We start from the raw sequence: 10,479 nt of genomic DNA, 5'->3' as shown, positions 1-10,479 counted from the left end.
CGATACGAACCAGCGGCCGGCCGTGCGCGACACTCCTGGCGCCCAGGAGGCGGACCCGACCATCCGCCAGCCGCCCGGTCAGCGCGCCCATCGACTCGCAGACCTTCACCCGGCCGATCCGGGGCAGCTTCACCTGCCGGTCGCCGGCCGGGCCGTAGGCGCCGGTGGTGTACCGGAAGCTGTCGCGGGCCTTCCCGCGTTTCTTGAACCGGGGGGAAACCGACGCGCCGCCCCCTGCGGGCGCCCCTCTTCGAGTCGGAGAAGCTCCTCAGCCCACGGGCGAGGTGATCCAGACCGGCGGAGAACGCCTCCTTCGAGCACTCCTCCCACCAGGGGGCGACGTCCCGCTTGGCGGCGTTCCACGCGAGCCGCGGCGCGGGCAACGTCCACGGCACCGGAGTCAGCGCGTCACCGGACAGGCCGTAGGACTGTTCGGCGTCCCGCTGGGCGAGCGCGGCCTTCACTCGGGCCAGACCCCAGTTGTAGGCGAACCGGGCCGCCCCGGCAGGCCGGCGCAGGCCGGCACGCTGGTTGTTGTTCGGGTCGAGTGCGAACCGGTACGCCTGCAACCTTCACGCCGGGTCGTCCTTCGTCACCTCGGCGACCGCACGCCGGGCCCGGTTCGCCGCAGCGCGACGGCCGTACAACCGGGCACACAGCGACGTCAGGATCTCAACGACGAGGGCTAACCCGCGATCCCTGCCAGCACGGCCTCTGTCCGTGGCGACTGCACGCCGACGGCAAGTCCAGCCCGCGCCTGGTCGGCGTAGAGCCCGGCCTGCTCCCGGTCACCCGCAGCGGCGTGCGCCTCGGCGAGGTACGCCTGCACGAGGGCGACGTCGCGGGGGTAGTCGGCCAACTCGGCCAGCTTCGGGGTGAGGATCTCGATCGCCCGCCGGGGCTCGCCGGACATCGTCCAGGCCCTGCCGTTCTCCAGCGGCATCGGGTGCTCGGCGGCCTCCATCGCCCAGTACGCCCACGGCGGGGCGTCCTCGACGCGGGCCCGCTCGTAGACGGCCGTTCCCCGGGCGAGGGTCGCCTCGAAACCCGGACGGTCGCCGGCCGCGGACCGTACCCGGGCCTCGAAGCCGCTCACGATCGCCCGGACCGTGAGCGACGCGGCATTGCGAATGCCGACCTGCGCGGACTCCAGGATCGTGACCGCCTCGCGGTGGCGGCCGTCGAGGCTCGCGGCCAGGCCAAGCAGAGCCAGGATGTAGGCGCCGTGCTCGCGGTCCCCGATGGCCTGCGCGGCATGCAGCGCGGTGATGAGGTACCGCTGCGCCATCGCGAACCGGCCGGAGTCCACCGCGGCCCAGCCCGTGAGCTCCGCGAGTTCGGCGACCAGGCGCAGCATCGGCCCGCGGGATCGCTCCGGGATGTCGCGCAGCATCGTCATGGCCATTGTGGCCTCCTGCGCCGACCAGGGTGCGACCGCCGGGCCGCCCTCGGCGTCGTCGACCCGGCGCAGCAGCTCCAGGACGGCCCGCAGCGCACCAAGACGAGATGGTGCACCCTCGACCACTTCCGCGAGGGGCCGACCGTCCAGGTCGGGGGCCACGAGCCACAGGTGCGCGTGATGCGTAAGCGCCGTGCCTCGTAGCGGCGCGAGGCGGCGGGGATCGGAGGCGCCGCGGCGCGCCATCTCGGCCAGCACCCGGGCGGCGCCGGTCTCGGTGTAGTCGACGTCGAGCCCGTCATCGGCCGCAACCGCGGCGGCGGTGCGTGCCGCGCTCGTAAGCCCGAGGTCAACCGGGGTCAGCGTGGTCCCGACCCGTTCCGAGAGGACGTCAGCGACGTAGGCCGGCAGTGGCGGGTGCGGGGTGACCCCCTTCAGCCATTTCCAGGGCGTCTTGGGGTGGACCGCGTGCTCGCCGTGGCCCTCGGCCGTCAGCCGAGTGTTGATCGCCGCCGCAAGCTGCTCGGGCGTCCAGCCGGCGCGCTGGAGCGCGGCGTCGAGGTGCGTGTTGGCCACGGGTCATCACCCTTCGTCAGGCATCCCCTTGACGATAGGGCGCGAAGTGCCCGCCGTGGTGCAGTGCGCACTATCGGCACCAACCCGCACCGGCATCGACGGGTCACATCGCGGGGCCTGGACGGTTTGCTGGATAGGACAGAACGCCTGAACCGATCGAACGGCCGGAGAGGAGGGCGGCGTGTCGCGAAGCCATCGGCACCCCCTTCTCCGGCCTGAGACCGGGCGCCTACAGCTTCGTGTCGAGTGTGGCCCCCACGGCCTTCACGCTGCCGTCGACGCCGTAGGCGCTGGAGGCCAGAGACAAGATGCCGGCCGCGATGGCGTAGAGCAGCCGGTCCGTATCGCTCAAGGCGTCAGGGTTGACGTCCTTGAGCACGTCACGGGCCGCGTTGGCGTAGTCCAAAGCGCTCGGAGGACGGGACTTGCTGTATTCGTTCTCGTAGGCCATGGGGATACGATCTGCCGCCCTGGCGAGATCGTCCGGCCAGCGGTGTGGCCGGACGACCTACGGTATTGGACGTCCCGGACTGTCCGATCTTGGCTTGGCGCCAGCCTAGGCTGGAAGCGCTCGGCTGGCATCGACGATGAGCTCCCGTGCACGATCGCCCATAACGGCGTTCTCCCACAGCCTGTCCATGGCTCGACTGTACGTAACGGTTTCGTCGCCACTGAAAAAGATCTCGCCGCCGAAGGTCTCCATCGCGCCAACCGTCTCCTTACCCTCGTAGAGCGTCACCGAGTTCTGCGGGATAGCAGTCAGCTCCACACCCATAGGCACGATGCCGAAGCGGATGTTCAGGACGCCGATAACCGTCTGAAGACGGTCGAGCTGACCGCGCATGACGTCAGCTGGGACGAGCAGCCAGCGCAAGACGGGCTCGGCGAGCAGGAACTCGAAGTTCCTGGACGGATCGTAGAGGAGCTGCTGCCGCTGCAAGCGTGTCGCTACTGCTGCGTCAACGTCCTGTACCTCAAGGCCGTGCAAGCGGACCATCTCGACGAACATCGCCCGCGCGTAGCCCGGCGTCTGGAGGAGGCCGGGGATGGCGGCCATCTCAAAGTGGCGAATGATGCGGGAGTTCTGCGCCAGTTCGTTGTAGTCGGCCTGGACCTCGGCCTGACCGCGGCTCATGCTGAGGCGCCAACTGCGGTGCTCGACTCTGGCTTCCTCCAGGGCCCGAAGGACAGCCTCGACTGCCTCGTCGGGCGCGCCGGTCACGCGACCCCAGGCGCGGACGTCCTCCGTCGACGGCGCCTGCCGTCCGCGCTCCAAGCGCGACACCTTCGATGCCGCCCAACCGTTTGCCTCGGCGACGTCCTTTGCGGCCATTCCGGCCTGTTCGCGCATGTCGAGCAGCCGGGCGGCAATGCCGCCCGGGCGCGTCAGCGCGTTCTTGATCGGGTCCATCGTGCCCTCACTCGTGCGTGGTCGGAGCGCTCCGCATCTCAGCGGGAGTGCTGTGCAGGATTGCCAGGTCCCGCCACGCAATCGCCTCGGCGACAGCCACCTCATCGCCCGTACGTTCAACCCGAGCCATATGCCCCTCGGCATCGAACGACATCACGATCAAGAGCCGATCATCGAACAGCCACCAATCGTCAGGGCCAGCGGCCGGCAGTAGGCCGACCTCACGCGCCCGTCGGCGAGGCAGGTAACGAATCACCTCGCCAGCCCGAATGTTCCATGGGTCGCACCACTGCTCCCACCGCTGGTAGTCGGTCAGGGGTTCGTCGTGGATCCGAACTCGCCCGATACGTGCGCCCTGCCGGGTCCTCTCGGCCACTCGGTCGAACCACTCGCGCAACTCCGGGACCTCGTCCGCCGCCATAGGCTGGCCCGCCCGGAGTTGCGCGAGTAGTCCTTGCTCCGCCGGGACGTAGTACGCCGGCTGGGCCTCAAGCCGGAACGCGGCGTGCTGGAAGTCCCAGAGTGCCGCCGTGAACTCGTCACCAGTGAGGAGCTCTCGCATCGTCAGGCCATGCCCCGCAGGCGGTCGAGGACATTGGCCGGGACGAACACGCCGTCCTCGTCGTCCGCGAGGTTCCGGAGTTGCGCCCGCTCGTCATCGGTGAGCTTGACGCCCTGGACAACGTAGCCACCCGCCGTCTCGTACAGGGCCGGGCAGCTCCCACCGATGGACCCGCCGTCCTTCCAGAGGAACTTCAGCTCTCGCATGTGATCTCCAATCCCAGGTTGTACCGCACCCGCATCCTCTCAGGATCAAGCACGAGCATGCAATCGCCCCCGGTCCTTGCGCGGGGGCCGGGGGCGATTGGCGGTTGCGTGGAACCTGGCGAGGAGAGACTACCATCCACAAGCACTTGCGCGCACTTGCTAGATCAGCGTAAGGTTGCAGAGTCCGACTTCCCGGACTCTCCGATCGAGAGGAACCCACGTGGACTACAACAAGATCCAGGCCATCCACGCGGACGCGGTCAGGGCCGCCCGCCAGATCACCGACCCCGCCGCCAGAGCGCTCCGGCTAATGAACCTCGCCCCGTACGGTGCCCTCGAGCGGGACGCCCTGCTGGACGAAGCGGCGGCCGCGGCACGCGACATCGAGGACCCCTGCCGCCGTGCGCAGGAGCTGGAGCGACTTTTCCACACCTGGATCCGGTAGCCGCAACGGCCGATCGGCAGCACGAGGTAACTGAGTGGCCCGGCAGTGTTCCAGCACCGCCGGGCCGTGAGACCGAACCCCAACCCGCCAGGAAGAAGGCACGTTCCCGTGGTACATCCTGCCGTCACGGCACCCGGATCGCCAAAGATGCCGCGACCCGGAGCCGCCTCTACCGTCATCTGGTTGCCGCCCGGTGCGGCATCGAGGCTCGTTGGCGTCGACGCGAAGACGCTTGCTCGGATGGCGGACGACCGCCGGCTGACCGTCCAGCGCACCACTGGAGGCCACCGCCGGTACGTCGAGGCCGAGATTCGCAGCTTGCTCACCGATCTGGACGGTGCGGCATGAGAGTCGCGACCACCCCAGTCCGTCCGCCAGCGCCGCCCCAGGCGCCCACCACGAAGATCACCGTCTGCGCCGAATGCGGCAGCGTCCTCTTCGACGGCGTAGGCCACGACCAACTTTGCTCGCGGACCGGTGAGCTGTGAACGAGATCATCCTCACTGAGTCCCGGTCCGCCCGCGACGAGCACGCCGGCCGCACCGACGCCCTTGGCAAGGTCAAGGCGCTCGACCTGATGCCCGACGATCTGCACGTCACCACCGAGATGGTCGCGACGTACTTCGAGGTCTCGGTCGGAACGGTCACCACCCTGGCCACCCGCTTTCGCGAGGAGCTCTCCGAGAACGGGCTGCGGGTCCTGCGCGGTGATGATCTGCGTGAGTTCAAGCGGTCCAGTGATCTTCATCCTGAAGATCACTGGAATCGAGTCTCGTCGCTCACCCTCTACATCCGACGCACCGTTCTGAACGTCGCAATGCTCCTAACCGAGAGCGACATCGCCCGGGACATCCGGCGCGTGCTACTCGACCGCTACGAGGAACCGGCCCACGCGCAGCCCGACCTCGCGGAGGTCAAGACCCGGCTGGAGATCCTTGGCCTCGCGTGGTCCGTGACCGCGTTGCCGATGGACGAGGTCCGCCGCCAAGCGCAGGCACTCCTCGCCGACATCGGGATGGCTGAGCCACCCCTGACCGTCGACGAGGAGCGCGAGGCCGAAGTGATGCGCTGGATCCACCAGCGGTACCGCGTCGGCGAGGACGCCTCGCTCAGTGAGATGTACCGCGGCCTGGACGGACGGGCGTGGGTGCGGCGCACCGCGGACGTCGAGGACGTCGTGGCCCGGCTCGTCACCACCGGCCACCTGCGGCGGGTCCCGCCGGCACCGCCGAAGCGGGGCCGCCCACCGTCCCCGCGGTTTGAGGTCCTGACTGGGCCGGCGAAGCCGCGCCTGACCGTCGTGCGCGTCGCGGGAGGTGCCTCATGATCCTTATCGAGATACCGGACCCCGACCAGCACTGGTTCTGGACCGAAGAGTGGCAGGCCGGCGAGCGTGAGGCCAGCGCCGAGATCGCTGCCGGTGGTCTGAAGGTCTACGACGACATGGCGGACCTGTACGCGGACATGGACGCCGACGACGAGCTCGTGGGGGGGGGGGTACCCGATGATCCGCCGCGCCCATACCGCCGACCGGGAGGCCGGCGACAACACCTGGGCCCGCGTCGTCCAGGACTCGCTCGCGGGCCGCCACGAGCACGTCTGCGGGCGCATCGACAACAGCCTCATCTGCTCCTGCGCGGTGTGCGGCACGGCACAGCGCGACACCTCCGGAGGTACCCGATGACCGTCATCACGACCGGCTTCAGCGACCCCGAGCAGGATGTCCTGCTGGCCGCGGTCGATGCCGCGCAGCTCCCCGAGGGCACCACCATCCCGGCCAGGGCCGTCGAGGACGCGGTCCGGGAGGCCATGGGGATGATCGAGGCCAACCGCGCCGACGCGGCCGACCTCGACCTGGACGCCGACCAGCGGTACGGCGCCCGCCAGGTCGCCTTCGGGCAGGCGTGCGTCCTCCGCCTGTTCCAGATGCTGCTGGCCAGCTCGGACGCCCCGGTGGGGGACCGATGAGTACGGCCACCGAACTCACGAGACTCGCCGCCGCGTCGCCGCAGGTCGGGACGCATGTGACGCTCACGCGGAACGGGGTGAGGTGGCAGGGCGAGGTCGTGGACCTGCCACTGGGCCCGGAAGACCTCGACGACCCGGGCGGGCTGGATGGCCTGGGGGACGTCGGGATCTCGGCCTACGGCCCGCAGGACGGGACCGACGACCGGGTCTGGATCGAGCCGGGTCCACCGTGGGCGGTCCCCGTGAGGGACCTGCGATCGTGATCACCGGGACGGGTCGGGGCTGAGGTGATGCGTCCCGACTCGTCCCGAAACATGCCCTATGACGTGACGCTAAGACTCGCCGCAGTCCAGGTGATGCGCCTCTCGGCGCTATGTATCGACAGATGGTGGAGCACCGGAAGACGAAAGCCCCCGGGGGGATCCGGGGGCTCTGTCGCACAACCGCTGCGCCACGAGAGGAGGTCTCGTGACACACATACTACAGCCGGTCAGGCTCATAGATCCTGGGCGGCACGAGTGCGCCCTGGGCGGCAACCCGCTGTACTGGGATCGCCTCGCCCATGTCCAGGCCTCGCGAGGCGAGAGCGCCCCCCGCGAGGCCTCCTGGGATGAGGCCGCGTGAACGCCCCGTGCCCGGGGCCGGTCGATGGCGACATCGACCAGGTTGCCGTCGACCGTGCCGTTGCCGGGGACCCGCCCGACGAGATGACCTCGGGCGAGATCTGCGCCGCCGTCGAGATCCTCACGAGCCGGGGCCTGAGCGCACGCCAGATCGGGCAGCGGATCCACTGCGACCCCCGCTCCGTCACGCGGCACCGCGCCCACGCCCGCACGCGAGAGCGGGGTGCCGCGTGAGCGCCACCGCGCGGCTCCCGTTGCGGCCTTACCAGCAGGAGGCCCTGAATGCCATTAGAAAGGCATGGGGGAGCGGAACAAACCGTGTCGCGATTATCTTGCCAACGGGTAGCGGGAAGACTATTTGCTTTGCCCATCTAGCTAGTGAAGAATGCGCGCGAAATGGCCGCGTCCTTGTTATCGCGCACCGGCAGGAACTAGTTGACCAGGCTGCGGAAAAAATCGCGTCAATAGCGCCGGGAGCGCGGGTCGGCGTGGAGATGGCCGACCGCGAAGCCGACCTACGGTGTGGCGTCGTGGTGGCCTCCGTGCAGACGATGGCGTCGGCCCGGAGGATGCGCAAGTGGCCGCGTGACACATTCAGCATGGTGATCATCGATGAATGCCATCACAGCCTGGCCGAGACATATGTCAAGGTCATGGATCATTTTCGGTGCTACGCGCAGAACGGAACGCGCACTCTTGGAGTGACGGCCACACTCGCCCGCGGGGACGGCGCGGGCCTGGGGTCGGTCTGGCAGACCGTGGCCTACGAGCGCTCGGTGCTGGAGATGATCACCGATCCGGAGGGGCCGTACCTGGTCGTGCCGCGCGGTCGCCGCGTCCCGATCGACGTGGACTTCTCCGAGGTCAGAAGCTCTCACGGGGACTACGCCGCTAGCGATCTCGGCGACGCGCTCGCGAGTGCGGGCTTCGAGAAGGCCGTCGCCGAGGCGTACACCACCCACGGCGAGGGCAAGCCCGGAATGGTCTTCACCCCCACCGTCGCCACCGCGCAGTCCGCCGCGGCGGCCCTGCGCGACGCCGGCTTCAAGGCTGAGGCGGTGTGGGGAGACATGGACCGGGATTCCCGCGTGGCAGCCGTGAACGGCCTGCGAAACGGCGAGCTGGACATCCTCAGTAATTGCAATGTTCTTACCGAGGGAACAGATATCCCGCGTGCCACTGTCGCCATCATGGCGCGGCCGACAAAGTCTCCGGTTCTCTATACCCAGATGGCCGGAAGGGTGCTACGCCCCTACCCCGGCAAGACTGAGGCCCTCATTCTGGACCTAGTCGGGATCACCGCGGACCATCGGCTCTGCACGCTCCTGGACCTCGCCGAGGGCGAGCTTAAGGCGAAGACCAAGGAAAAGCCCGAGCTGGAGGACGGCGAGTCCCTCACCGAGGCCGTCGAGCGCATCAAGGGGGTGAAGCTCGGCGCCGCCAGCGAGGTCAACCTGTTCCAGTCCAGCAAATCCGTGTGGCTCCAGACCGACGGCGGGCACTGGTTCGTCCCCGCCGGACTCGGCCAGGTGTTCCTGCGCGAGTGGCCCAACCGCCAGGGCTGGTCGATCGGACTGATGCCCCGCGAGGGCGACCCGACCCCACTCGGGAAGGCCCCGGACCTCACGCTCGCGATGGCGCTCGGCGAGGAGCACGCCGCACGGGCCGAACGCGCGGGCAAGCAGCGGTTCTCGGTCTCGACCAAGACCGCGGCCTGGCGCGGGCGCGGCGAGCCGAGCCCCAAGCAGGTCGAGGCCGCCGCCCGTCTCGGCATCACCGTCCCGCCGGGGGCCACAGCAGGGCAGGTCAGCGACCTGATCTCGATCCGGGTCGCGACCAGGCGGATCGACCGGTTCTTCGCCGGAAGGGGTGCTGCATGAGCGATGACGAGCCTGCCGCGGGGGCCGACGAGCAGGACGGGCCGGCGATCGATCCGGCGGTACTGCGGGCCGAGCAGGAGTGCCTCGGTCGCGCGATGCGGGATCCCGGTGACGCCGAGATCGTGCTCGGGACCCTGGAGGCCACCGACTACGCCCGGCCGGCACACCAGGTGATCCACGAGGTCCTGATGGAGCGGACGCTGGCCGGCGAGGCGTGCGACGAGGCATCCGTGGTGGCTCACCTCGGCTCACGGCCCGCCATGGCGGGCTCGCACGGCCGGATGACCCTGCTCGACGTCGTCGGGGGGCCGATCTACGTCCACGACCTGATCTGGAACACCGGTGCCGGCACCGTGGCCTACCACGCCGCGTTCGTCGAGACCGCGGCCCGCCGTCGCGACATCGCGGCTCGGGCCGAGGCCCTGGGCCGGCTTGCCCGCAACCCGGGGGCGGACCTCTACGACCTACGGCGCGAGCTGCTCGCGGCCCTGGAGTGCGCCGAGCAGACCAGCGGGGGGCGCTGGACCGAGCCCCGCCCCCTGTCGCGCCCGATGCCGGCGCTGCCCGTACGGTCCCTGCCGGGGGTGGTGAGGCGGTTCGTCGAGGCCGTCGCCGCCACGACCCAGACACCGCCCGACCTCGCCGCGTTCGCGGCGCTCGCGACCCTGTCAGGAGCCACCCGCGGCTCCTGGGAGGTCGAGGTCAAGGGGAGCTGGACAGAGCAAACCTGCCTGTATCTCGCGGCACTGTCGGACTCCGGCACTCGCAAGAGCGCCGTGGTCAAACTCGCCGTGGCGCCCCTACAGGATCTGGAGTGGGGGAGCGAAGACGCGGCCAGGTTCGCCCGCGCCAAGGCGGACCACGAACTGCTGACCAAGCGGTACGCCGCCGCGCTCGACCGGGCGGCCCGGATGGAGGGCGACGCAGCCGGCGACGCCGAGGAGGAGGCCCGCGACCTCGCGGACCGGCTCGCCGAGGCCGGCCCGCCGACGCAGTTCCAGATCCTCGCCGACGACACCACCGCGGAGGGCCTGGCGGTCTTGATGGAGCACCAGGGCGGGCCCCAGGCCATCATCGTCGACGAGGGGGGCTTCCTCGGGACCCTGGCGGGCCGCTACGCCGCCAGCGGCCAGGCCAACATCGACCTGGTCCTGCGGGCCTACGACGGCAGGTCCGTGAAGATCACCCGCGCCAGTAAGGCGCCGGTCCGGATTCGCCGGCCCATCCTGTCCATCGGGATGATCGTGCAGCCCGATGTCATCACCGAGGCCCTCAAGGTCCGGGCGTTCGTGCAGCGTGGTCTGCTGGCGCGTTTCCTGGTCGCCCTGCCGGCCTCCACGGTCGGGACCCGGCCCCTGGAGGCCCCGCCCATGGACCCCGAGGTCGAGGCCGAGTGGGCAGCCGTGGTG

15 protein-coding genes and 2 pseudogenes are annotated in these 10,479 nt (G+C 69.8%); 10 read left to right on the top strand and 7 right to left on the bottom strand.

Annotation, left to right across the window (positions count from 1 at the left end):
• The 7 genes and pseudogenes from AC08OP_RS11385 to AC08OP_RS11355 all read right to left on the bottom strand — a co-directional run.
• Nucleotides 1-569, bottom strand: a pseudogene (locus AC08OP_RS11385) (helix-turn-helix domain-containing protein); the annotation flags it as partial.
• 3 nt (nt 570-572) lie between these two features.
• Nucleotides 573-680: pseudogene (locus AC08OP_RS11380) on the bottom strand (IS607 family transposase); the annotation flags it as partial.
• Nucleotides 681-685: 5 nt separating this feature from the next.
• Entirely contained in the window at nt 686-1,975 is a 1,290-nt protein-coding gene (locus AC08OP_RS11375; protein WP_476614163.1) for a hypothetical protein, read from the bottom strand.
• 229 nt (nt 1,976-2,204) lie between these two features.
• Nucleotides 2,205-2,426 carry a hypothetical protein gene (locus tag AC08OP_RS11370; protein WP_476614162.1) on the bottom strand — a complete coding sequence of 74 codons (222 nt, stop codon included), beginning with the start codon at nt 2,424-2,426 and terminating at the stop codon, nt 2,205-2,207.
• A gap of 105 nt (nt 2,427-2,531) precedes the next feature.
• Nucleotides 2,532-3,386 carry a helix-turn-helix domain-containing protein gene (locus AC08OP_RS11365; RefSeq protein WP_476614161.1) on the bottom strand — a complete coding sequence of 285 codons (855 nt, stop codon included), beginning with the start codon at nt 3,384-3,386 and terminating at the stop codon, nt 2,532-2,534.
• A gap of 7 nt (nt 3,387-3,393) precedes the next feature.
• Nucleotides 3,394-3,948 carry a DUF6879 family protein gene (locus AC08OP_RS11360; protein WP_476614160.1) on the bottom strand — a complete coding sequence of 185 codons (555 nt, stop codon included), beginning with the start codon at nt 3,946-3,948 and terminating at the stop codon, nt 3,394-3,396.
• 2 nt (nt 3,949-3,950) lie between these two features.
• Nucleotides 3,951-4,154 (bottom strand): hypothetical protein, encoded by a 204-nt coding sequence (locus tag AC08OP_RS11355; protein WP_476614159.1) that lies wholly within the window; start codon nt 4,152-4,154, stop codon nt 3,951-3,953.
• A 220-nt stretch (nt 4,155-4,374) separates the two neighbouring features.
• Between AC08OP_RS11355 and AC08OP_RS11350 the strand changes: the two genes are divergently transcribed.
• From AC08OP_RS11350 to AC08OP_RS11305, 10 genes are all read left to right on the top strand, one after another.
• On the top strand, nt 4,375-4,599 hold the full coding sequence (locus tag AC08OP_RS11350) for a hypothetical protein (protein WP_476614158.1): 225 nt from the start codon (nt 4,375-4,377) through the stop codon (nt 4,597-4,599).
• A 147-nt stretch (nt 4,600-4,746) separates the two neighbouring features.
• Nucleotides 4,747-4,947 (top strand): MerR family DNA-binding transcriptional regulator, encoded by a 201-nt coding sequence (locus AC08OP_RS11345; RefSeq protein ID WP_476614157.1) that lies wholly within the window; start codon nt 4,747-4,749, stop codon nt 4,945-4,947.
• Between the two features lie 136 nt (nt 4,948-5,083).
• Entirely contained in the window at nt 5,084-5,926 is an 843-nt protein-coding gene (locus tag AC08OP_RS11340) for a hypothetical protein (RefSeq protein ID WP_476614156.1), read from the top strand.
• A gap of 177 nt (nt 5,927-6,103) precedes the next feature.
• On the top strand, nt 6,104-6,283 hold the full coding sequence (locus AC08OP_RS11335; protein ID WP_476614155.1) for a hypothetical protein: 180 nt from the start codon (nt 6,104-6,106) through the stop codon (nt 6,281-6,283).
• Entirely contained in the window at nt 6,280-6,567 is a 288-nt protein-coding gene (locus AC08OP_RS11330; protein ID WP_476614154.1) for a hypothetical protein, read from the top strand. Before AC08OP_RS11335 ends, AC08OP_RS11330 begins: the two co-directional genes overlap by 4 nt.
• Nucleotides 6,564-6,830 carry a hypothetical protein gene (locus tag AC08OP_RS11325; RefSeq protein WP_476614153.1) on the top strand — a complete coding sequence of 89 codons (267 nt, stop codon included), beginning with the start codon at nt 6,564-6,566 and terminating at the stop codon, nt 6,828-6,830. The genes AC08OP_RS11330 and AC08OP_RS11325 overlap by 4 nt, the downstream gene beginning before the upstream one ends.
• A 205-nt stretch (nt 6,831-7,035) precedes the next feature.
• Nucleotides 7,036-7,191 carry a hypothetical protein gene (locus AC08OP_RS11320; protein WP_476614152.1) on the top strand — a complete coding sequence of 52 codons (156 nt, stop codon included), beginning with the start codon at nt 7,036-7,038 and terminating at the stop codon, nt 7,189-7,191.
• Nucleotides 7,188-7,424: a hypothetical protein gene (locus AC08OP_RS11315; protein WP_476614151.1), complete on the top strand. Its 237-nt coding sequence runs from the start codon at nt 7,188-7,190 to the stop codon at nt 7,422-7,424. Before AC08OP_RS11320 ends, AC08OP_RS11315 begins: the two co-directional genes overlap by 4 nt.
• A complete protein-coding gene (locus AC08OP_RS11310; RefSeq protein ID WP_476614150.1) occupies nt 7,421-9,070 on the top strand; it encodes a DEAD/DEAH box helicase in 1,650 nt (549 codons plus the stop codon). The genes AC08OP_RS11315 and AC08OP_RS11310 overlap by 4 nt, the downstream gene beginning before the upstream one ends.
• A partial coding sequence (locus AC08OP_RS11305) for a DUF3987 domain-containing protein (protein ID WP_476614149.1) occupies nt 9,067-10,479 on the top strand: 1,413 nt, incomplete at its 3' end. The genes AC08OP_RS11310 and AC08OP_RS11305, both read left to right, overlap by 4 nt.

Source organism: Frankia sp. CeRuru1, assembly GCF_977966315.1.
Note: the sequence above shows the minus strand (reverse complement) of the source record. Positions and strands in the feature narration are given on the sequence as shown.

Coding starts and splice junctions, on each gene's coding strand:
- AC08OP_RS11370 (WP_476614162.1), bottom strand. CDS start 2,426: ATGGCCTACGAGAACGAATACAGCAAGTCCCGTCCTCCGAGCGCTTTG.
- AC08OP_RS11365 (WP_476614161.1), bottom strand. CDS start 3,386: ATGGACCCGATCAAGAACGCGCTGACGCGCCCGGGCGGCATTGCCGCC.
- AC08OP_RS11360 (WP_476614160.1), bottom strand. CDS start 3,948: ATGCGAGAGCTCCTCACTGGTGACGAGTTCACGGCGGCACTCTGGGAC.
- AC08OP_RS11355 (WP_476614159.1), bottom strand. CDS start 4,154: ATGCGAGAGCTGAAGTTCCTCTGGAAGGACGGCGGGTCCATCGGTGGG.
- AC08OP_RS11345 (WP_476614157.1), top strand. CDS start 4,747: ATGCCGCGACCCGGAGCCGCCTCTACCGTCATCTGGTTGCCGCCCGGT.
- AC08OP_RS11335 (WP_476614155.1), top strand. CDS start 6,104: ATGATCCGCCGCGCCCATACCGCCGACCGGGAGGCCGGCGACAACACC.
- AC08OP_RS11330 (WP_476614154.1), top strand. CDS start 6,280: ATGACCGTCATCACGACCGGCTTCAGCGACCCCGAGCAGGATGTCCTG.
- AC08OP_RS11325 (WP_476614153.1), top strand. CDS start 6,564: ATGAGTACGGCCACCGAACTCACGAGACTCGCCGCCGCGTCGCCGCAG.